This window comes from Bradyrhizobium tropiciagri, assembly GCF_001189845.1.
Lineage (GTDB): Bacteria > Pseudomonadota > Alphaproteobacteria > Rhizobiales > Xanthobacteraceae > Bradyrhizobium > Bradyrhizobium tropiciagri.
The window spans coordinates 116,012-137,137 of the sequence record NZ_LFLZ01000018.1; the positions used below are offsets into that span (position 1 = coordinate 116,012).

Below are 21,126 nucleotides of genomic sequence, written 5' to 3' on the forward strand. Positions count from 1 at the left end.
CGGCGGCTGCGTGGCGAGACATTTTTGCGCTGAGGGCGTGCATGACTGGGCGCCTCTAATGCGCTGCTTCGGGCGGCGTCGCGGCAGCCGTCTCGTCGAGCGAAGCAACACGCTCGCGCGACAGGAATATCTTGCGCAACGCCGGTGCGACGATCAGAAGCAACAGCGGGCCGATGAACATGCCGCCGACTACGACCGTCGCAAGCGGCCGTTGCACCTGACTGCCGATGCCATGCGACAGCGCGGCCGGGAACAGACCAACACCCGCGGACAGCGCGGTCATCAGCATCGGCCGCATGCGTTGCTCGGCGCCGTTGAACACCGCCTCTGCGATGCTCATGCCCGAGGCCCGCAATTCGCGGAAATAGGTGATGTTGAGGATGCCGTCCATGACCGCGACGCCGAACAGCGAAATGAAGCCGATCGCGGCCGAGATCGAGAAATCGAGCCCGGCGAGGAACAGCGCGATCAGGCCGCCGCCGACCGCGAAGGGAATGCCGGCCAGCGCCAGCAGACTGTCGCCCAGCGAGTTGAACAGGCTGTAGAGCAGCACGAAGATCAGCAGCAGTGTCACAGGCACGACGATCAACAGGCGCGCCTTGGCGGCCTGGAGATTGTCGAACTCGCCGGACCAGATCATCCGGTAACCGACCGGGAGCTGCACGGCCTCGGCGACGCGCGTCTGCGCCTCCGCAACCGTGCTGCCGAGATCGCGGCCGCGCACGCTGAACTTGATCGGGATGTAGCGCTGGCTGCGCTCGCGATAGATGAACGCGGCGCCGGTATCGAGCGAGATGTCGGCGAGCTCGCTCAGGGGGATGTAAGCGTTGGTACCTGATGGTGTCTGGTAGGCGACCTTGATCTCGCGCACCTCGTCGATGCTCTGGCGAAACTTGGGATCGAGCCGCACCACCACGCCGAACTGCCGGTCGCCCTCGAGCACCGGCGTCGCGCTGGTGCCGCCGAGCGCAGCCTGCACCACGGTCGTGACGTCGCCTGTATTGAGACCGTAGCGCGCGGTCTTCTCCCGGTTGACCTTGATGTTGAGGTTGGGCTGCCCGACCAGATGGAAGATGCCGAGGTCGGCAACGCCGCGGATCTTGGCCATCTCCTGCGCGACCTTGGTCGCGAGCTGTTCGAGCACGGTAAGGTTCGGGCCGATGATCTTGACCGAGTTCGCGCCCTTGACGCCCGACAGCGCCTCCTCGACGTTATCCTGAATGTACTGCGAGAAGTTGAAGGTGACGCCGGGCAGTTCCTCGTCGAACTCCTTCTGCAATTCCTCGGTGAGCTTTTCCTTGGTCAGACCGGGCGGCCATTGGTCGAACGGCTTGATCGGCGCGAACAGCTCGACGTTCGAGAATGGCGAGGCGTCGCTGCCGTTGTCGGGACGACCGTGCTGGGACACCACCGTGACGATCTCGGGATGACGCAGCAGGATCTCACGCATCTTGCGGGTCGGTTCGGTGCCGGCGTCGAGCGACATCGTCGGCGGCATCGAGGCGCGGATCCAGAAATTGCCTTCCTCGAGCGCAGGCAGGAATTCGCTGCCGAGCTGGCTCGCGGCAAGGCCGCTGAGCCCGAGGAAAATGACGCCGGCCGCGATCGCGACGCGCAGATGCGTCAGCGACCAGCGCAGCACCGGCGTGTAGGCCTTGCGCAGCGAGCGCACGATGATGGTTTCGGTTTCCTGGATATGCCGTGGCAGCAGCAGCGATGCCAGAACCGGCGTCACCGTGAAGGTCGCCAGCAGCGCACCGGCGAGCGCGTAGCCGTAGGTTCGCGCCATCGGTCCGAAGATCTGGCCTTCGACGCCCTGCATGGTGAACAGCGGCACGAACGCGGTCACCGTGATGGCCGCGGTGAAGAACACCGCCTTGTCGACCTGCAATGCGCTGACGAAGATCATGCGCAGCCGCTCGGTCCAGCCTGGCGCGGGCTGGCCGTTGCGCGTGGTCGGATCGCCTCCCCAGTAGCCCTCGGCGAGGTTCTGCAGCACGCGCAGCCGGTTCTCCGGGCTGGACTGGAAGTTACGGAAGATGTTCTCCATCATGATGACGGCGGAATCGACGATGATGCCGAAGTCAACGGCGCCAAGCGATAGCAGGTTGGCGTCCTCGCCCTGCAGCACCAGGATGATGATCGCGAAGAACAGCGCGAACGGGATGTTGGCGCTGACGATCAGCGCGCTGCGCAGGTCGCCCAGGAACACCCACTGGATCACGAATACCAGCAGGCAGCCGAACATCAGGTTGTGCAGCACGGTGTGGGTCGTGACGCTGACCAGCGAGGTGCGATCGTAATACGGGACGATCTTGACACCGGGCGGCAGCGTGCCGTCGCTGTTGATCTTGGCGACTTCCTCCTGGACCTTCGGCACGATGTCGTTGGTATGTTGGGTGCGACCCATGACGACGATCGCCGCGGCGACGTCGTCGCTCTTGTCCTTTCCTGCGATGCCGAGCCGCGGCACATAGCCGACCGAAACCTTGGCGACGTCCTTGATCTGGATCGGCAGTCCGCTGGATTGCGTCAGAACGACGTTCTCGATGTCCCGGACCCGGTAGCCTTTGGTGACATCGTCCTCGCCGCCGGAATTGATCAGGCCGATGCCGCGGATGTTGACGGATTGCTGGCCGATCGCGATCTCGCGGCCGCCGACATTGACGTTGGAATTGCCGAGCGCGCTGATCAGCTGCGGCACGGTGATGTTATAGGCCTCGAGCTTTGCAAGATCGGCGTCGACGTTGAACTGCTTGGTGGTGCCGCCCCAGGAGTTGATCTGCACGACACCCGGTATCGTCATCAGCCGGCGGGCGACGACGTAATCCTGCAGCGTCCTGAGATTGGTCAGGCCGAAATTCGGCGGACCGACCAGCTGGTAGCGGTAGATCTCGCCGACCAGGCTCGATTGCTGGATCTGCGGGATCTGGTTGCCGGGAAGCTGGACGTTCTGCGTGAGGTTGTTGGTGGCCTGCGAGAGCGCGAAATAGTAATCGACGCCGTATTTGAAGGTGACGCGCACGAACGACAGGCCGTAGAACGAGGTCGAGCGGATGTTGACCACGCCCGGCGTCGAGTACAGCCCGACCTCCATCGGGATCGTGTAGTACTTCTCCATCTCCTCGGCGGAGAGGCCGGCGGCCTGCGCGGTGATCTCGAGGATGACGGGCGCCGGGTTCGGATATGCCTCGATGTTCAGCTTGGCGAACGCGGCGAATCCTGCGGCGCAGAACACGGCAAGGCCGAGCACGATGACGGCGCTTCGGGTCAGACCGAATTGAAGGAGGCTCTTGATCAAGGTGCTGCACTACTCTTGAGCGGACCTGGGCGCGGTCGGCACGGGCTAGCCGCTGGCCGCGTTGGCGAACTTGTTGCTGAGGAAGATCGCGCCGGTGGAGGCGACCTTCTCGCCGGCCGCGAGGCCGCTGAGGATTTGGCGCCAGCCGTCCTGCTCCATGCCGATCGTCACCGAGCGGCGGTCGAACTTGCGTCCGTCGGTCGTGACCCACACCGTCATCGTCCCGTCGCCTTCACGCACGATGGCATCCAGCGGAACGCTCACCGACAGTTTCGGCGGCTCGGTTTCGATGGTGAAGCTCGCCAGCATGCCGGCGCGCAGCTTGTGCTGGGGATCGTCGATCACCGAACGCACCAGCTGGCGGTGCGAGTTCGGATCGATGTTGAGGCCAAGCGTCGTCACGCGGCCGCGAAACACCTCGTTCGGATAGGCCGGCACCCGCACCTCGACCGGCTGGCCGATCCGGTAGGAGGGGGCATCGGTCTCGATCACATTGGCGACCATCCACATCGTCGAGATGTCGGCCAGCGAATAGGGCGCCGGCGCATTGCCGGGTTGCACGAAGAGACCCGGCGCGGCATTGCGGGCAATGATCCGGCCGGAGATCGGGCTCGGCACCACCAGGATGGAATCGACCTTGCGGTCGGCGACGATGCGATCGATCTCGGCATCGGTCTTGCCGAAGATGCGCACCGCGTCGCGGCCGGCCTTGTAGTTGCCCTCGGCGGTCTGCTGATCCGACGTCGCCTGGTCGACGTCCTTCTGCGCACCGCCGCCGGTCTTCAGCAGCTGCCTGACCCGCGCCAGCGTCCTGGTCTGCAGTTCGAGCACGCCGGCCGAGGCGAGCAGCGACGATTCGGCCTGCAACAGATCGGGGCTGTCGATGGTGAACAGCCTGTCGCCCTTCGTCACCTCGTCACCGACGTTGAGCGGCGTGTCGACGATCCTGCCGGGATTCGACGTAAACGCCTGCACCAGCATGTTCTGGTTGAAGTCGATCGAGCCGACTGCGTTCTTCAGTGTCCGGAACGAGCGCTGCTCGGCGGCCATGACCTTCATTGCGGCCGCCTGCTTGTCGTTCAACGCAACGTATTGCTGCTCGACATTGACATCCTGCGGCGCGGTCTCCTGCACGGCCTTGGCGCTCACGATACCATCGGCTCGCGTCGTGAGCCACGCGCCGGCGAGAAGCGCCGCCAGCACCGGCATCGCCGCAAAGCCCATAAATCTCATTCGAAATGACATCTCTTGCCCGGCCAATACTGCATGAAGGCCCCGCGCAGGAGACGAGGTCTTGCCGCATGGTGGGCCGTCGTCGATCTCCCGGTGAGAGCGGATGAACAGTTATCAGGGCTAGCTGACGCCAGCCTTACATTCGCCCTTTTCGGCGGTGGGCGGGATCGGCGAATTTTGATTGCGGCGGGTGCAGGTTTATCTATTTTGCGTGGGGACAGGAGCGGCCCCGCATAGCCAAAACATAGCGCCGTCAGCGGCAATTCAGGCGCTGTGCTCAATTGCGTGTCGTTTGCTTATCGGGCTTGCTCAACGCGCGATCTGTTGCGGATTTGTCGCTTGGCTGGCGCATCTCAACAAGGTGTGCAAACAGAAGGCCGGTCGAATGAAGACAGGAATGCCGCGATGCGCCTTCTGATCGTCGAGGATAACGTCGAACTCTCGCGACTGCTTGCCAGCGGGCTGATGGCGGCGGGGTACGAGTCCGATATCGTCAACAGCGTCGCGGAGGCGCGCGATGCGCTGCGCAGCGTCAGCTATGCTGCCATGATCCTCGATCTCGGTCTGCCCGACGGCGATGGCCTGTCGGTGCTGTCGGAGCTGCGCCGCAAGAGCGACCCGCTGCCGGTCCTGGTGCTGACCGCGCGCAACGGGCTGCAAGACCGGGTCAACGGCCTGCGCAGCGGCGCGGACGACTATCTGGCGAAACCGTTCGCGCTGGAAGAGCTGGTGGCGCGGCTCGAAGCCATCCTGCGCCGGCCCGGCCAGCTGCTCGGCTCGTCGCTGAAGCTCGCCAATCTCGTCTACGACACCGAGAGCAAGCAGGTGTTCGTCGACGGCGCGCCACACGTGTTCTCGGCGCGTGAGACGTCGGTGCTCGAGATCCTACTGCGGCGGCAGGGACGGGTGGTGCCGAAGAAGAATGTCGAAGATCATATCTTCGGCCTGTCGGGCGAGGTCGCCTCGAATGCGGTCGAGGTCTACGTGTCGCGGCTGCGCAAGCTGCTCAGCGAGCACGACGCCAAGATCGTGATCCACACCATCCGCGGCGTCGGCTATCTGATGGCGGAGGAGAAATAGGGGTGGTGTTCCGCTTCACGTCGCTGACTTCGCGGATCGTGTTTCTGCACATCGTGGCGGTCGCGGTCGCCGCGATCTTCCTGCCGCTGCTGCTGCTGTGGCTCTTGAACTCGGAGATCAACCAGCTGCATCGCGAAGCGATGCGCGATCAGGCGGCCGATCTCGGCCAGAACCTCTCGGTCGATTCCGCCGGCAAGGTCGTGCTCAACCTGCCGGACAGCCTGAGAGGGCTCTATTCCGACGCCTATGGCCGCTACCGCTACGACATCTACGATGCGGACGACAATCTGCTGTTTTCGTCGCATCGCACGCCGCCGCGGCTGCCGGTTTCGGCGGACCGGATTTCCGGCGCCAGCGTCACCCAGCTCGTCGGCGGCGAGACGCTGCGCATCCAGGTCGCCGAGGACCTGTCGCATCGCGACGTCATCATCGACGACATCGTCTCCAATTTCTTCCGGCGGGTAGGCTGGATCACCATCCCGATCCTGCTGATCCTGCTTGCAACCGACATCCTGATCTTCCGCCGCGCCGTGATTCCGCTGTTGCGCGCCTCGGAGGAGGCGAGGAGCATCGGGCCGGCCAGGACCGACATCCGCCTTCCGACGGACGGGATTCCGAGCGAGATCCTGCCGCTGGTGACCGCCGTCAACCAGGCCTTCGACCGTCTGGAGGATGGATTTCACGTGCAGCGCCAGTTCACGGCCGATGCCGCGCATCAGCTACGCACTCCGCTCGCGATCCTGAGGACCCGGATCGAGACGCTGGATATCAGCAAGGGGACCAAGGAGCTGCATGCCGACATCGAGAGCATGAGCCGTATCGTCAGCCAGCTGCTCGAGATCGCCGAGCTCGATACGCTGGTGCTGGACCCGGGCGAGACCGCGGACCTTCGCGCCGTGTGCGCCGAGGTGGTCGGCTCGATCGCGCCCTACGCCCTGGCGCAGCAGAAGGATATCGCGCTGCGCGGCACCGACGGTCCGGTGCGGGTCAAGGGCAATGCCGAGATGCTGCAGCGCGCGATCTTCAACCTGGCGGAGAACGCCATCAAGTACACCGCCGACGCGACCTCGGTCGATGTCGAGGTGCATGAGGACGGTTCGGTGCAGGTGCGGGACTGCGGGCCCGGCATCGCGCCCGCCGAGCAGGGCCTGGTGTTCCAGCGCTTCTGGCGCGGCGATCGTCAGCGCCACCGCACCGATGGTGCCGGGCTCGGGCTCTCGATTGTCCGCGGCGTCGTCGACGATCACGACGCGACCATCAAGGTCGAGAACCTGCCGTCCGGCGGTGCCCAGTTCACGCTGAGCTTCCGCCTTGCCAAGGCGGAGCCGGCGACCGCCTGAGAGGCCCGGTCAGTGACGTCCGTCGTGCCGCGGCCCGGCCGGTTTACTTCACCTTGCCGTTGGACAGGTCCATGATCATGCGCGTGGTCAGATACAGGCGCGGCACGATGCTGTTGATCTGCACGTATTCGGCATCGTTGGAGTGCGCGCCAAAGCCCGACAGACCCATGCCTTCGACCACGGCGCCCTTGGTCTTGAGCGCGGCGAAGGCTGCGTCGGTGCCGCCGCCCGTGGCCCTTTCGGCGACGTTCATCGACAGGCCCAGTTTCTGATAGATCGCCTTGCCGTGGCCGGCCACACTACGCGAGGCGTCGTTGGCCTCGAGCGGCGGACGGCGCACCTCGAACTTCACGTCGACCTTGGAGTCGGGCAGCAGGCGGTTCTTGATCTTGTCCTGTAGCGCCTTCTCGAGCTCGTCGAAATCGGACACCTTGAGCGCACGCGCATCGGCCTGCGCCGTGGCTTCGGCGGGGATCACGTTGCGGTTGGTGCCGGATTTCGAAACCGTCCAGTTCAGCTTCAGGCCCTGCTCGGGCTTGGACAGGTCCTTCATCTGCAGCACCTGGTGCGACAGTTCGTAGAGCGCGTTGACGCCGCCCTCGGGCCTTGCTCCCGCATGCGACGACTTGCCATGCACCGTGAGATAGGCCGAGCCGATGCCGCTGGTGGCGAGGCGGAGCGTGCCGTTGGCGTCGCTGCCCTCAAACGAGAACACGGTGTCCTGCTCCGCGGCGAGGCGGGTGATGGTGCTGCGCCAGCCGGGCGACGAGATCTCCTCGTCGCCATTGATGAGCACGGTGAGCGTGCCGTAATCCTTGAAGTTCAGCTTCTGCAGCAGCGCCACGGTGTGGATGATGGTGGCGATGCCCTGCTTGTCGTCGGCGATGCCGAGCCCATAGGCCTTGTCGCCGTCGATGCGGAACGGCTGGTCCTTCAGCATGTCCTTGAGATAGACCGTGTCCATGTGCGCGATCAGCATGATCTTCGCGCTGCCGGTGCCCTTGAAGACGGCCTGCACGGCCGGGCCGATCTTCTCGGGCGTGTCGTCGAGGCGATAGATGTCGGTGGTCTGCAGGATGTCGACCGTGCCGCCGAGCTGCTTGAGCTGGCCGGCGATGCGCGCGGCGATCTGGTTGAGGCCGTCGATGTCCTTGCTGCCGGATTCGATCTGCACGAGGTCGCGCAGGGTATCGAGCAGCGGCTGCTGCTCCTGTTGCGCCAGCGCGCGAACATCGGCCGCCGGCGCCGCGTTCGCGACGGTCGCGGCAAAGGCCAGGCCAAGGGATGCGACGAGCGGGCGAACGAACGAGCGGGTGGGGCGCGGTTGGGGCATGGGCGGCGATCTGTGAGTTCGAGGACGGTCCGGGCCTCGTCTATTCACAGGCTGCTTGGCCGCCGTCAACAGCCGCAGCATGCCTCGCTTCCGCGAGACATGCCTGAACGAGGCCGAAAGCCGGTTATTGCTTCGGCTGGCCGAAGTCGAGCGGCGGCAGCTCGATCTGCGGCACCTCGATCTTGACCTTGTTGAGGTCGACGTCGAGCGGCTTGTCGAGCAGGCCGGTGACGACCACCGGGAATGCGATCACCAGCGCCACCATGATCGCCTGCAGGCCGATCCAGGGCATTGCGCCCCAATAGATGTCGGAGCTCTTCACTTCCTTCGGCGCCACGCCGCGCAGGTAGAACAGCGCGAAGCCGAACGGCGGATGCAGGAACGAGGTCTGCATGTTGACGCAGAGCATCACGCCGAACCAGATCAGCGCGGCATCGGGGCCGACTACGGGCGCCAGCACCTTCTGCGCGATCGGCGCGATCATCGGCAGGATGATGAAGGCGATCTCGAAGAAGTCGAGGAAGAACGCCAGGAAGAAGATGAAGATGTTGATGAAGATCAGGAAGCCCCAGACGCCGCCGGGCAGCGAGGTCAGATGGTGCTCCAGCCAGGTGCCGCCGGACACGCCAAGGAACACCACCGAGAAGCAGGTCGATCCGATCAGGATGAAGGTGACCATGCAGGTGATGCGCATGGTGGTCTCGTAGCCCTGCTTGATCAGGTCGCGCAGGTCGGGGATCTTCACGGCCTCGAGGCAGATCCAGACCACCGCGAGATAGGTGATCGCGAAGGCGAGCCTGAAGATCAGGTTCTCGCTGTAGAGCATCGCGACGATGGTGCCGATACCGCCGGCGATCACGCCGATGATGAGCATCTTGCGGCCGGCCGCGCTGAAGTCCTTGTGGTGGATGGCGGCGAGCACGATGGCGCCGACCGCGCCCATGGCGCCGGCTTCGGTCGGGGTCGCAAGGCCCATCATCATGGTGCCGAGCACGACGAAGATCAGCACGGCTGACGGGATGATGCCGAGCAGGCACTTCTTCCACAGCGCCCAGCCGGTCAGCGTGCGAGCCTCGATCGGCACCGCGGGCACGTGGCTCGGCTTGAAGATGCCGAGCAGGAAGGTGTAGCCGGCGAACAGCAGGATCTGGAACACCGAGGGCCCCAGGCGCCGAGATACATGTCGCCGACCGACTTGCCGAGCTGGTCGGCGAGCACGATCAGGACGAGAGAGGGCGGGACGAGTTGCGTGATGGTGCCGGAGGCGGCGAGCACGCCGGTGATGTAGCGGATGTTGTAGCCGTAGCGGATCATCACCGGCATCGAGATCAGCGCCATCGCGATCACCTGCGCCGCCACCGTGCCGGTGATGGCGCCGAGGATGAAGCCGACGATGATCACGGAATAGCCGAGGCCGCCGCGGATCGGGCCGAACAACTGGCCCATCGAATCCAGCATGTCCTCGGCGAGCCCGCATCTCTCCAATATCGCGCCCATGAAGGTGAAGAACGGGATCGCGAGCAATAGCTCGTTGGACAGCACGCTGCCGAAGATGCGGCCCGGGATCGCCTGCAGGAAGTTGAGGTCGAAGAAGCCGAGATAGATCGAGAGGAACCCGAACGACAGGCCGACCGCGGCCAGCGTGAACGCCACCGGATAGCCGATCAGCATTGCAATGATCAGGCCGCCGAACATCAGCGGCGGCATCATCTCCAGCGTGATCATTGCGTCGGCCTCTCATACTTCGCGTCGATGGTCACATAGCCCTGCAGCGCGGCGATCCGCTTGATCACCTCTGAGACGCCTTGCAACGCAAGCATCACGAAGCCGGACGGGATAACGAACTTGATCGGCCAGCGCAGCAGGCCGCCGGCATTGCCGCTCATCTCGCCGACCGCATAGGCCTGGTAGAAGAACGGCCAGGACAGATAGGCGAGCAGCAGGCAGGCCGGGATCAGGAAGAACAATGTGCCGATCATGTCGAGCCAGAGCTGGCCGCGCTCGGACAGCATCAGATAGAGGATTTCGACGCGCACATGCTCGTTGCGCTTGAAGGTGTAGGAGGCGCCGAACATCACGAGGATCGCGAACATGTACCACTGCGCCTCGAGCCAGCCGTTCGAGGAGTAGCTGAACGCGTAGCGGATCATGGCATTGCCGGCGCTGACCAGGCAGGCGATCAGCACGAGCAGATTGCAGACGTAGCCGATCTTCTCATTGAGTCGGTCGATGGCCTGACTTAGTGCCAGCATTGGGCGCATCACGATCTCCGCGGTCGCGCGATCTGCGCACCGAATGTCTTCTCAAGCATCATCTGGCCGCCGCGCGCATGCGCACGGAGCCACGGCTCACTTTCAGGAGCAGTTGCAAGCGATCGTCCTCCCCCGAAATCCGCTTCCGCCGTTGTTAGCTGCTCTTGGCTGCCGGATCGTCGGCAACGACCGACGGGGCAGCGGCCTGTCCGGCCTGGCAAGCGTGAAAGCCGGGGCACCAAATCAGCGCCGTGGAACGCCGTCAATCGGAAAATGGGCAAATTGACGCCACGGCAAACCGTTGTCCCGCCTTGGTAATCGGGGGACGACGCAGGCGTCGGGAGAGGGCGGCAGACTAGCCGCCGGTCACGCTCATGTGGCGGCTGACGCTCGGCCGGTTGTGGCGGCGGTCGATGATGAAATCGTGCCCCTTCGGCTTCAGTCCGATGGCCCGGTCGATGGCCGCCGACAGCAGATCATTGTCCGGCGAGCTGCGCAGCGGCCGGCGCAGGTCGGACGCGTCCTCATGGCCAAGGCAGGTGTGCAGCGTGCCGGTGCAGGTGATCCGTACCCGGTTGCAGGATTCGCAGAAATTGTGGGTCATCGGCGTGATGAAGCCGAGCTTGCCGCCGGTCTCGGCGACCCGGACGTAGCGGGCAGGGCCGCCGGTGTCGTCGGCGAGGTCGGTCAGCGTGTAGTGCTTTTCGAGCCGCGCGCGCATCAGCGACAGCGGCACATACTGATCGACGCGGCCTTCGCCGATGTCGCCCATCGGCATCACCTCGATCAAGGTCAGGCCCATGCCCTTGCCATGCGCCCATTCCATCAGCGCGGGAATCTCGTCCTCGTTCATGTTCTTCAGCGCGACCGCGTTGATCTTGACCGCGAGCCCCGCCGATCGGGCCGCCTCGATGCCCGACAGTACCTTGTCGATGTCACCCCAGCGGGTGATGGCCCGGAATTTTACGGGGTCGAGGGTGTCGAGCGAGACGTTGACGCGGCGCACGCCGCAATCGGCCAGCTCCTGCGCGAACCGCGCGAGTTGCGAGCCGTTGGTGGTCAGCGTCAATTCGTCGAGCGCGCCGGTTGAAAGATGCCGCGACAGCGAACGCACCAGGCCCATCACATTGCGGCGGACCAGCGGCTCGCCGCCGGTGAGGCGGATCTTGCGCACGCCCTTGGCGACGAAGGCCGAGCAGAGACGGTCGAGTTCCTCCAGCGTCAGCAGATCGGCCTTCGGCAGGAAGGTCATGTCCTCCGACATGCAATAGAAGCAGCGCAGGTCGCAGCGGTCGGTGACGGAGACGCGCAGGTAACGGATGGTCCGGCCGAACGGATCGGTCATCGGACGAAACAGCGTGTCGGAATGCGCTTGCGTTGAGACGTTCATTCAGCCCGGGCCTCAACCAAAGTACTGCAACCAGTTCCCTTGCACGCCGCGTCGCGATCGGCTGCGGCACGCATAATCTATGCATGTTGGCAGGCTGTCACAATGCGTCCCAAGGGATGATGCATGCGATGATCAGCAACATGCAACGTCAATCGCAAAGCGATAGGTGAGCCAGATCGCGCGATGCACGATCGCAATCGCCGATGTGTCTCGACCAAAACCAAAAACCCGGCGTTGGGCCGGGTTCTTGTGCAGTGCAAAGTGCGCAGTTGCTAGCGCGTCGGCGCTGGCGCCGCGGCCGGCGGCGGCGCGGCAGCCGCGGCGGGGAACGCCGCGTCCGGCGCGCCGCCAGGCGCCGCCGCGGCAGCAGCCGGCTTCGGCTTCTTCCGCTTCGGCCGCGGCTTGTGGGCGCGCGGCGGCGGACCGGCGGGCTGCAACTCGGCGAACACCGGGCTCGGGTCGAGCGCGGTGGTGGCCGGGCTCGTGAAGTCACCCGGCGTGCGGGTCACGGTCACCGGCACCGTCGCCGGCTGGAACTTCGGCATGTTGAAGGTGACGGTGAAGTTGCTCTCCGGCGCCGGGATCGACACGGAGCAGGGCGTCTTGCAGCCCGGTCCGATCGACGTCACGGCGTCGGCGCCTTGCGGGTTCGAATCCAGCTGCACCTGCATTGGCGGCGGCGCTGACTTGAACGAATCCAATGAGAAGGAGGAGCAGCCGGCCAGGCTCAGCCCGGCGGCCGCAATCACGATGATACGACGCATGATCCACACTCTAATGCGGCAATCAGCCACAATCCCCGAACCGACCATAGGAGCGTCGGAACAGAGGCGCAACAGGGGGAGGCCTGTTCGTTAAAGGATGGTTAATGCAAAATCGCATGGCAAAATATTGCCAAGTGATATCAGTATGTTGCGAAAAACTTATGCCGCGAGGAGGCTGGCGACGGCGTCCGGCAGGTCGCGCATATGGCTGATCAGCCGGTCCGGCTTCAGCTCGGTCATCGGGACGTCGGTATAGCCGAAATCGACCCCGATCACCGGGACGTTGGCGCGCCGGGCGACCCCGACATCGGGACCGGCGTCGCCGACCATGATCGCGCCGGGCAGCTTCCCTCCGGCGCGGGCGACCGTCTCGCGCAGGAACGCCGGATCGGGTTTGGCGACGCCGAACGTGTCCTGGCCGCAGATCGCGGCAAAGCGCGGCGTCAAACCGAGCCGGTCGAGCAACAGCTTCGACAGCCACTCCAGCTTGTTGGTGCAGACCGCAAAGCGGTGGCCCTTCGATGCGAGCCGGTCGAGCGCGCTCTCGAGCCCGTCGAACGGACGTGAACCGTCGGCGATGTGCTCGGCGTAGAAGTCGACGAAATCCTTGGTCAGACGATCGAGCTCAGCGAGGCTGACCGCGCGTCCGTCCACCTCGAGCCCGCGCTCGAGCAGCTTGCGCGCACCGGCGCCGATCATGTTGCGCGCCGCGGACAGCGGCACCGGCTGCAGACCCTCCCGGTCGAGCACATGGTTCAGCGCGCTGATCAGGTCAGGCGCAGTGTCGACCAGCGTGCCGTCGAGATCGAATACAATGATGGGGGGAGAGGACGCGGACATCTGTCTGTCGCTATCGGGCAGCGCCGCACGATGCAAGAGAAGATGCTAGTGTTGCGCAAAAAAGGGAGGCTCGGATGCGGGAACTTGCCGGAAAAGCCGCATTTGTCACCGGCGCGGCCAGCGGAATCGGACTGGCCATGGCAACCGCGTTCGCGCGCGAGGGCATGAAGGTGATGCTCGCCGACATCGAAACCGGCGCGCTCGACAAGGCCGTCGCTGCGCTGCGCGCCGGCGGCGCAGATGTCCGTGGCGTGGCTTGCGACGTCGCTGACCCCGGCAGCGTCGACGGCGCGGCGCAGGCCTCGTTCCTCGCTTTCGGGAAGGTCCATGTCGTCTGCAACAATGCCGGTGTCGCGGGTGGCGGCGGCATCGACCGGATCTCCGTCGACGACTGGCGCTGGGTGATCGACGTCAATCTGATGGGCGTGGTGCATGGCATCCGGAGCTTCCTGCCGCACATCCGCGCGCACGGCGAGGGCGGCTATATCGTCAACACGGCGTCGATGGCCGGCATGAATGCGGGGCTCGGCGTGAGCCCGTATTCGGCGTCCAAATTCGCCGTCGTCAGCCTGTCCGAAGGGCTTTCGGCGCAACTGAAGCCGCTCGGGATCGGCGTCAGCGTGCTCTGTCCGAGCTATGTGCGGACCCGGATCGGCGAGAGCGGGCGCAACCGCCCCGAGCAATACGGCCCGCCGCGCCAGCACGTGCCAGACAGCCCCGCAGCCGCGCTCATCGCGGAGATCGCGCGCCGCCTGGAGGCCGGTCTCGACCCGTCCTTGGTTGCGGCCAAGGTGCTGGCCGCGATCCGCGACGACCAGTTCTACATTTTCACCCACCCCGGGATGCGAGCCGAGGTCGAGGACCGTTTTGCGGCGATTTTGGCCGCGATGGACGCCGTTTCGGCCTAAAGACGGGCGCGGATGGCGCTATTCCTGTCCGTGAATCGAGGCTAGATATGCGCCCGCCGGGCCGCCCGATGGCGTGCCCGTAACGGACAACCGAGGGGCTATCGGCCGTGGACATGGATGCACTGAAACGCCAGGCGGCGGCGCGTGCGCTCGAAGAGGTGCGCGACGGCATGAAGCTCGGGCTCGGCACCGGATCGACCGCCAAGCACTTCGTCGAGCTGCTCGGCGAGAAGGTCCGATCAGGCATGAAGGTGATCGGCGTGCCGACCTCGGAAGCGACCCGGGCGGACGCGATCCGCTGCGGCGTGCCGCTGACCACGCTGGACGAGATCGACCATCTCGACCTCACCATCGACGGCGCCGACGAGATCGACCCCGCGCTCAATCTGATCAAGGGCGGCGGCGGCGCGCTGCTGCGCGAGAAGATCGTCGCGGCCGCCAGTGATCGCATGATCGTGATCGCCGACGACAGCAAATGGGTCGACGTGCTTGGCCGCTTCCCGCTGCCGGTCGAGGTGATCCCGTTCGGGCTTGGCGCGACGCAGGCGGCGATGGCGCGGGCGTTCGGCGAGGCCGGCGTGTCCGGCCAAATGATCATCCGCAAGGGCAGGGACGGTCACGTTTTTGTCACCGATGGCGGCCACTGGATCGTCGATGCGCATCTCGGCCGGATCGGCGACCCGCCGCGTCTTGCGGGTTTGCTCAGCGTCATTCCGGGCGTGGTCGAACATGGCCTGTTCATCGGGCTCGGCAGCGTCGCCGTTCTGGCCGGCGCGCAGGGAATTCGGGTTGTTGAACGGCGATAGCGCCGCAAGCAAGGAGACTTGGAATGAAGCGTTTTTCGGGACTTTTGTCGGCAGCAGCCCTGGCGGCTGGACTGGCGCTCGCGGCGGCGCCGGCCATGGCGCAGCAGCAATTGCCCCCCATGCCGAAGGTCAAGCAGTCGACCCCGGCGGCGATTGCGGCCGCCAAGGAAATCCTGACGATGAAGAACGTGGCCGTGATGTATTCCGGCGCCGTTCCGGGAATCATCGAGAAGACCAAGACCGGCCTGCTGCAGCAGTACCTGAACTACCAGAAGGATCTCGACGAGGTCGCGGTGATCGTCGCCAAGCAGTTCGCGGGCGGCGAGAAGGAGATCGGCGACGGCATGGCGCAAATCTACGCCGCCGAGTTCACCGAGCAGGAGCTCAAGGACCTCGTGACGTTCTACAAGACGCCGCTCGGCCAGAAGCTTTTGACCGCGGAGCCCACTGCAATCAACGGTTCGCTGCAATATATGCAGCAGTGGGCGCAGCAGTTCGGCACGATCGTCAATGGCCAGTTCAAGGCCGAGATGAAGAAGCGCGGCAAGGATATCTAAGGATATCCAATGCGTTTTCGAGCGCTCTGATGCGCTCCGTGTGACCTCGCCCCGCTTGCGGGGCGAGGACGAAGAGAGAGGTACCCATGGCCGAGTTTGACGTCGACCTGTTTGTCATCGGTGGTGGTTCGGGCGGCGTCCGTGCCGCCCGCATCGCCGCCAATTACGGCGCGAAGGTCATGGTCGCCGAAGAGTACCGGATGGGCGGCACCTGCGTGATCCGCGGCTGCGTGCCGAAGAAGCTGTTCGTGATCGGCAGCCACGTCCACCAGGAGATCGAGGATGCGGCCGGCTTCGGCTGGAGCATCGGCCAGGTCTCGTTCGACTGGGCCACCCTCGTCGCCAACAAGGACAAGGAGATCGCCCGGCTCGAGGGCGCCTACACCACCAATGTCGAGAAGTCGGGCGCCAAGATCGTGAAGACCCGCGCGGTGCTGGAGGATGCCCACACCATCCGCCTCGCCACCGGCGAGAAGGTGACGGCGAAGTACATCCTGATCGCGACCGGCGGCGCGCCCAATCACGGGCCGGCCGTTCCCGGCATCGAGCATGTGATCTCCTCCAACGAGGCGTTTCATCTGAAAGAGCTGCCGAAGCGGATCGTGATCCAGGGCGGCGGCTACATCGCGCTGGAATTCGCCGGCATCTTCGCGGGCTTCGGCTCCGACGTGTCCGTGATTTACCGCGGCGACAACATCCTGCGCGGCTTCGACGAGGACGTCCGCAAGCATGTCCGCGCCGAGATGGAGAAGCGCGGCATCACCATCATCACCGGCTCCACGGTGACCAAGGTCGACAAACACGGCCGTGATTTCACCGCACATCTATCCGGCGGCTCGAGCATCGCTGCCGATCAGGTGATGTTCGCGATCGGCCGGCATCCCAATGTGAAAGGGCTCGGACTCGAAGCCGCCGGCGTCGCCATCAATCCCGCCAATGGCGGCATCCAGGTCGATGGCTGGTCGAAGACCTCGGTCGACAACATCTACGCGGTCGGCGACGTCACCCACCGCACCAATCTGACCCCGGTCGCGATCCGCGAGGGCCACGCCTTCGCCGACACCGTGTTCGGCAAGCGCCCGGTGCAGGTCGACCACGCGACGATCCCGACTGCGGTGTTCTCGCAGCCGGAGGTCGGCACCGTCGGCCTGACGGAGCAAGAGGCGCGGGCGCAGTTTGCCCACGTCGACATCTACAAGGCCGATTTCCGCCCGATCAAGGCGACGATGTCCGGCCGCGACACCCGCGTGCTGATGAAGCTCGTGGTCGACGGTGCGAGCGACCGCGTGCTCGGCTGCCACATCGTCGGCGATGCCGCCGCCGAGATCACTCAGGCGGTTGCGATCGCCGTGAAGATGAAGGCGACCAAGGCCGACTTCGACGCCACCATCGCGCTGCATCCGACCGCCTCCGAAGAGCTGGTGACGATGCGCACCCCGACCGCGCGCCACGTGCGCCAGGCGGCCGAGTAGGGATGGTCCCCGCGACCGCGAAGCATTCACAGCGGCTTGGCCGGGCTCGACGGCGTCTAGCCGTGTGAGCTACTCCCATCTCCGGGCAAGCTGATTGGCCTGGCGGTACCGTTGTCGTACAATGCGAACGGTGCAGCCTCGATACAGCACTCGCTGTGCCGCAAGGGGTTGCCCTGTGACACAGGGAGGGACCGATGCCCGCGCTGGTTTATGGCGTGATTTCTTACATCGTTTTTCTTTTGACCTTTTTGTACGCGATCGGCTTTGTCGGCAATATCGTCGTTCCCAAATCGATTGATCATGGCGGCGCAGCGGCCTCGGTCGCCGGAGCGCTGATCGTCGATGTCGTGCTACTCGGTCTGTTCGCGGTACAGCACAGCGTCATGGCCCGGCAGGGCTTCAAGCGCTGGTGGACCGGATTTGTGCCAAGCTACGTCGAGCGCAGCACATACGCGCTGTTCACCTCGCTCATCCTGATCCTGTTGTTCTGGCAATGGCGTCCGCTGACCGGCGAAGTTTGGTCCGTCAGCGCGCCGGTTGGCATTGCGGCGCTCAGCGCGATCTTCTGGATTGGCTGGGGCGTGGTGTTACTCGGCACGTTCCTGATCAATCATTTCGATCTGTTCGGGCTTCAGCAGGTTTACGCCCATTCGCGGGGATCCGTGGCGGAGTCGCCGAGCTTCAGGACTCCGTTGTTCTACAGGTTCGTTCGTCATCCGATCTATCTGGGCTTTCTGCTGGCGTTCTGGTCCACGCCGATGATGACCGTCGGACATCTGCTGTTTGCGGTCGCGACGACCGGTTACATCTTCATCGGCATCTGGCTGGAGGAGCGCGACCTCGTGAGTTTCCACGGCGAGGCCTATGTCAAGTATCAGCAGAACGTCTCGATGATCATCCCGATGCCGCCGAAAGGGGGCTGAGACCGGTCGACGCTTTACCGAACACGGGTTGCGTTGTGCAGGCGGCCCGGGGGGCGGCTCTGATCCTCGATCGGGAAACGAGCCCTGCCCGACAGCCCAACGCCGCCCGCTTAAAATACCTGCGAGCGGCGCTGTCTCTAGCCCCAGGAGGGTCGTGGCAAAATCCTGATGAGGGTTTGTCTGCGTGAAGCCGCAAAGGTTTCATACCTCTGAAGGGGTAGCTTGCCGGCCGCAAGATGGAGCGCATTGCGGAGAGTCCCCTGCGGCCACTCGCGTTGGCGCCAGAGAAATTAGGGCACCTTTGTTGACATGCATATGTGAATGCGGCCCCGCCGCTCGGGGCTCAGACTGCGGGCATGTTCCGACCGGATCACATGGACAGCTTGGATACGGCTTCCTCGGCTTTGCAGGGGCGTCGTTCATAGCCCTCATCGTCGGTGTTGCCTGGCTGCTGATCGTGTGACGCTTCGACTTCATTGGTGAAGGACTTTGGCCTCAGCCCGGCCCCCCTTGGCTGGGGCCTTTCTTTGGGCACGCTCAAATCAAGTCCAGTTTCAGGCTAATGGCCCGTGCCATGGGCTTGTGCACAGATGGCGCGTGCCGTTGGCAGTGCGGCATCTCGCGCGCCTTGGAACCTTGCGCTATGCTGGCTGTTCCACTCTCAAACAGTTTGATGTCTCAAATTGAGGGAGCCGCCCATGAGAGGTCCCACCGAGCAGGAAATCCGGACCCGCGCCTACGAGCTGTGGAAGGACGCCGGAGAGCCGCGAGGCCAGATGGATCAGCTCTGGTATAAGGCCGAACGGGAACTGCTGGAGCGCAAGGCCGCCAACGGCGAAACGCATTGCGATATCAACGGGCACAACGAGCCGACACCGTATCCGGCGAAGTTGAGGGGCGTGCATTGAGTGTGTCGCGCCGCTGAGCTAACGAGCCGGGCAAGCTGGCCCGGACCCGGAGGCATCATGAGCGACGCGATCGATCTCTCGCAGAAACTGTCGACGTTCTCCGACCACTGGTCGCCGCGCACCGTCGCGCAATTCAACGCCTGCGACGTGATGGTCGTGAGGGTGCAGGGCGAGTTCGTCTGGCACAAGCACGACGACACCGACGACTTCTTCCTGGTGCTGAAAGGCGTGCTCGACATCGAGCTGCGCGACCGCACCGTCACGCTGAAGCAAGGCCAGATCTACATCGCGCCGAAGGCGTCGAGCATCGCCCCGTCGCGCGGGAAGAGGTGCATCTGTTGCTGATCGAGCCTACGGGGACGCCGAACACGGGGGATGCGAAGACGGCGGCGGCACGGCTGGAAGCTACGCCACTTTCCTAGCATCACCCCTGCCGGAGTCTTGGAGATCAAAACTCAGAACAATTCATCAACCGCCGTCATTATGCCGCGAGATGATCTTGCAAAAGGATCAAAGATTGCCAATGCCGTGCTCGAGACCGCGCCGAGAAACTCTTTCTCGCCAATAAGAGGCTGGTCGCCAAATTGCCCTCGCAACCGCTTGAAAGAATTATTCATCACTGCGATCGAGCTATCATTTGACACAAATTGAGATGGTAACGAATTGATCAGCAGGCCGTACAAATAGATTGCCAGCCCTGTTCCCTGCTGATCGTTCAACTTGATCAGGAGCTCCGTCACTGGATTATCTGGAAATAGCCAAATGGTATCGTGCGCTCGGACGCCCATAAACCCATCCAGGTTACTTCTGCGAATGTTAGTTGCTCCGAATTTCACGTCGCTACGTCTCCGACGAAAGTTCATCATGTGCGGAACGCGCGCTTCTATAAGTGCCCTATTCTCAGGGCGAACTGATGCCGACGTGGACGTCCAACCGTTCTGGTTGGGAAATTCTTCCCACGAAAGGTCAACGCGCTGCTCACTTTGATAATGCACGAATTCCTTTGGAGCAAAGAATCGCATTGCGACGTCGCGTCGAAGGTCAGTGAGATTTGGCACTACGTCTTCGTCCGGAAGCTGTAGTCCTTTTTGGCAGACCTCCACGAGGGCTTCCATGCTAATTTCGGCTGAGCGTGTATCCGGAACTGTCGAGCATTTCTGACAATGTCACTCTCCGTGCTTAAACCAAATGGTCGGAAATCAAAGATTCGCTGAAGTCGTGTGCAATCTAGACGGTAGTGACGAGTTTGCACAACTCGTATCAGGAAGGAGCGAATGGTTTGGAGCAGAAGTGGGAGCCCTGAGATTTCGGGACACAAATTGCATCGCAAGTGGACTCTAAACGCGAAATATCCTAACCCAATCAACGCGATCACCCCCGTCCAGTCCCCATTCGGATATTCCTCTTGGCGTTCGCCCCAACTCCAGATGTTCAATACGCCCGTCTCACCCGATCGAGGGGCGCTGCGCATCGTCAGGAGTGTTGCGGTGAGATGCGGTGGACGCCGAGGTCACGAAAGACGACGCGTGACTGAAGCGGACGGTGAAGTCGTGTGGTCCTGACGCCCTAGTGGCAGGTGTCTCTCGAATTGCGCGGTGCGCGTTGCGGAGACGGTGACAAACAAGCCAAGTCTCGCCGGGGAGAGCACGAAGTAAGCCGTAACCCATCGCGCAGGGAAAGCCGGGTTGTTTCCGGTTACACCTGTGGTCCTACCTCCCGCGTTTTTTTATTACGCGGGACCCATGGGTGCGATCGGCGCCCGGCTTTCCCTGCGCCCTCTGATTCAGAGCGGCGGAACGAGAGGCAAGACTCGGGCAGATCATGTCGCGAGAACGCGGTTGGTTGCGCAAATCGATTCCCGTCATCCTGAGGTGCGAGCCTCTATGGCAAGCCTCGAAGGATGCACGGCCGTACTGTGGCCGATTCATCCTTCGAGGCTCGCTCCGCTCGCGCCTCAGGATGACGGGTCTGGCAGTGGTGCCAACGCTCCTCGCAACGACGGTACGTGGTTTGGTGCGA

Annotated in this window: 16 protein-coding genes and 2 pseudogenes; 9 read left to right on the forward strand and 9 right to left on the reverse strand. The window is 63.8% G+C overall.

The features are described 5' to 3' along the window. Positions 1-55 precede the first annotated feature (55 nt). Together AKN84_RS16875 and AKN84_RS16880 are read right to left on the reverse strand one after the other, a co-directional pair. Positions 56-3,301 carry an efflux RND transporter permease subunit gene (locus AKN84_RS16875; RefSeq protein WP_050421805.1) on the reverse strand — a complete coding sequence of 1,082 codons (3,246 nt, stop codon included), beginning with the start codon at positions 3,299-3,301 and terminating at the stop codon, positions 56-58. 45 nt (positions 3,302-3,346) lie between these two features. Further along, positions 3,347-4,534: an efflux RND transporter periplasmic adaptor subunit gene (locus AKN84_RS16880; protein WP_244485217.1), complete on the reverse strand. Its 1,188-nt coding sequence runs from the start codon at positions 4,532-4,534 to the stop codon at positions 3,347-3,349. Between the two features lie 405 nt (positions 4,535-4,939). Between AKN84_RS16880 and AKN84_RS16885 the strand changes: the two genes are divergently transcribed. Together AKN84_RS16885 and AKN84_RS16890 are read left to right on the forward strand one after the other, a co-directional pair. Then, positions 4,940-5,614 carry a response regulator transcription factor gene (locus AKN84_RS16885; RefSeq protein WP_050421806.1) on the forward strand — a complete coding sequence of 225 codons (675 nt, stop codon included), beginning with the start codon at positions 4,940-4,942 and terminating at the stop codon, positions 5,612-5,614. Positions 5,615-5,619: 5 nt separating this feature from the next. Continuing rightward, positions 5,620-6,954: a sensor histidine kinase gene (locus AKN84_RS16890; RefSeq protein ID WP_050421831.1), complete on the forward strand. Its 1,335-nt coding sequence runs from the start codon at positions 5,620-5,622 to the stop codon at positions 6,952-6,954. 43 nt (positions 6,955-6,997) lie between these two features. Here the strand turns inward: AKN84_RS16890 and AKN84_RS16895 are convergent, their stop codons facing one another. The 6 genes and pseudogenes from AKN84_RS16895 to AKN84_RS16920 all read right to left on the reverse strand — a co-directional run bounded on the left by AKN84_RS16895 (position 6,998) and on the right by AKN84_RS16920 (position 13,533). Then, positions 6,998-8,287 (reverse strand): M20/M25/M40 family metallo-hydrolase, encoded by a 1,290-nt coding sequence (locus AKN84_RS16895; RefSeq protein WP_050421807.1) that lies wholly within the window; start codon positions 8,285-8,287, stop codon positions 6,998-7,000. A gap of 124 nt (positions 8,288-8,411) precedes the next feature. Further along, a pseudogene (locus AKN84_RS16900) lies at positions 8,412-10,012 on the reverse strand (TRAP transporter large permease). Then, entirely contained in the window at positions 10,009-10,548 is a 540-nt protein-coding gene (locus tag AKN84_RS16905; RefSeq protein WP_050421808.1) for a TRAP transporter small permease subunit, read from the reverse strand. The pseudogene AKN84_RS16900 and the gene AKN84_RS16905 overlap by 4 nt, the downstream one beginning before the upstream one ends. A gap of 346 nt (positions 10,549-10,894) precedes the next feature. Beyond that, positions 10,895-11,929, reverse strand: coding sequence for a GTP 3',8-cyclase MoaA (moaA, locus tag AKN84_RS16910; RefSeq protein ID WP_050421809.1), 1,035 nt, complete (start codon positions 11,927-11,929; stop codon positions 10,895-10,897). 272 nt (positions 11,930-12,201) lie between these two features. Further along, positions 12,202-12,693: a hypothetical protein gene (locus AKN84_RS16915; RefSeq protein ID WP_050421810.1), complete on the reverse strand. Its 492-nt coding sequence runs from the start codon at positions 12,691-12,693 to the stop codon at positions 12,202-12,204. A 159-nt stretch (positions 12,694-12,852) separates the two neighbouring features. Then, positions 12,853-13,533 carry an HAD hydrolase-like protein gene (locus AKN84_RS16920; protein WP_050421811.1) on the reverse strand — a complete coding sequence of 227 codons (681 nt, stop codon included), beginning with the start codon at positions 13,531-13,533 and terminating at the stop codon, positions 12,853-12,855. 74 nt (positions 13,534-13,607) lie between these two features. Between AKN84_RS16920 and AKN84_RS16925 the strand changes: the two genes are divergently transcribed. From AKN84_RS16925 to AKN84_RS16955, 7 genes and pseudogenes are all read left to right on the forward strand, one after another. After that, positions 13,608-14,441 carry an SDR family NAD(P)-dependent oxidoreductase gene (locus AKN84_RS16925; protein WP_050421812.1) on the forward strand — a complete coding sequence of 278 codons (834 nt, stop codon included), beginning with the start codon at positions 13,608-13,610 and terminating at the stop codon, positions 14,439-14,441. Between the two features lie 107 nt (positions 14,442-14,548). Continuing rightward, entirely contained in the window at positions 14,549-15,247 is a 699-nt protein-coding gene (gene rpiA, locus AKN84_RS16930) for a ribose-5-phosphate isomerase RpiA (protein ID WP_128970918.1), read from the forward strand. A 23-nt stretch (positions 15,248-15,270) separates the two neighbouring features. Next, positions 15,271-15,804 (forward strand): DUF2059 domain-containing protein, encoded by a 534-nt coding sequence (locus AKN84_RS16935; RefSeq protein WP_050421813.1) that lies wholly within the window; start codon positions 15,271-15,273, stop codon positions 15,802-15,804. An 86-nt stretch (positions 15,805-15,890) separates the two neighbouring features. Further along, positions 15,891-17,276 carry a glutathione-disulfide reductase gene (gor, locus tag AKN84_RS16940; protein ID WP_050421814.1) on the forward strand — a complete coding sequence of 462 codons (1,386 nt, stop codon included), beginning with the start codon at positions 15,891-15,893 and terminating at the stop codon, positions 17,274-17,276. Positions 17,277-17,470: 194 nt separating this feature from the next. Further along, entirely contained in the window at positions 17,471-18,199 is a 729-nt protein-coding gene (gene mddA / locus AKN84_RS16945) for a methanethiol S-methyltransferase (protein ID WP_050421815.1), read from the forward strand. A gap of 698 nt (positions 18,200-18,897) precedes the next feature. Beyond that, positions 18,898-19,107: a DUF2934 domain-containing protein gene (locus tag AKN84_RS16950; protein WP_050421816.1), complete on the forward strand. Its 210-nt coding sequence runs from the start codon at positions 18,898-18,900 to the stop codon at positions 19,105-19,107. 57 nt (positions 19,108-19,164) lie between these two features. After that, positions 19,165-19,529 (forward strand): annotated as a pseudogene (locus AKN84_RS16955) (cupin domain-containing protein). Between the two features lie 33 nt (positions 19,530-19,562). Here AKN84_RS16955 and AKN84_RS16960 read toward each other — a convergent pair. After that, positions 19,563-20,222, reverse strand: coding sequence for a BTB/POZ domain-containing protein (locus AKN84_RS16960; protein ID WP_050421817.1), 660 nt, complete (start codon positions 20,220-20,222; stop codon positions 19,563-19,565). Between the last annotated feature and the right edge of the window lie 904 nt (positions 20,223-21,126).

Excerpts from the sequence above, each read along its gene's own strand:
- AKN84_RS16880 (WP_244485217.1), bottom strand. The coding sequence starts at position 4,534 with ATGAGATTTATGGGCTTTGCGGCGATGCCGGTGCTGGCGGCGCTTCTC.
- AKN84_RS16885 (WP_050421806.1), top strand. The coding sequence starts at position 4,940 with ATGCGCCTTCTGATCGTCGAGGATAACGTCGAACTCTCGCGACTGCTT.
- AKN84_RS16895 (WP_050421807.1), bottom strand. The coding sequence starts at position 8,287 with ATGCCCCAACCGCGCCCCACCCGCTCGTTCGTTCGCCCGCTCGTCGCA.
- AKN84_RS16905 (WP_050421808.1), bottom strand. The coding sequence starts at position 10,548 with ATGCGCCCAATGCTGGCACTAAGTCAGGCCATCGACCGACTCAATGAG.
- moaA (WP_050421809.1), bottom strand. The coding sequence starts at position 11,929 with ATGAACGTCTCAACGCAAGCGCATTCCGACACGCTGTTTCGTCCGATG.
- AKN84_RS16915 (WP_050421810.1), bottom strand. The coding sequence starts at position 12,693 with ATGCGTCGTATCATCGTGATTGCGGCCGCCGGGCTGAGCCTGGCCGGC.
- AKN84_RS16920 (WP_050421811.1), bottom strand. The coding sequence starts at position 13,533 with ATGTCCGCGTCCTCTCCCCCCATCATTGTATTCGATCTCGACGGCACG.
- AKN84_RS16925 (WP_050421812.1), top strand. The coding sequence starts at position 13,608 with ATGCGGGAACTTGCCGGAAAAGCCGCATTTGTCACCGGCGCGGCCAGC.
- AKN84_RS16935 (WP_050421813.1), top strand. The coding sequence starts at position 15,271 with ATGAAGCGTTTTTCGGGACTTTTGTCGGCAGCAGCCCTGGCGGCTGGA.
- gor (WP_050421814.1), top strand. The coding sequence starts at position 15,891 with ATGGCCGAGTTTGACGTCGACCTGTTTGTCATCGGTGGTGGTTCGGGC.
- mddA (WP_050421815.1), top strand. The coding sequence starts at position 17,471 with ATGCCCGCGCTGGTTTATGGCGTGATTTCTTACATCGTTTTTCTTTTG.
- AKN84_RS16950 (WP_050421816.1), top strand. The coding sequence starts at position 18,898 with ATGAGAGGTCCCACCGAGCAGGAAATCCGGACCCGCGCCTACGAGCTG.
- AKN84_RS16960 (WP_050421817.1), bottom strand. The coding sequence starts at position 20,222 with ATGGAAGCCCTCGTGGAGGTCTGCCAAAAAGGACTACAGCTTCCGGAC.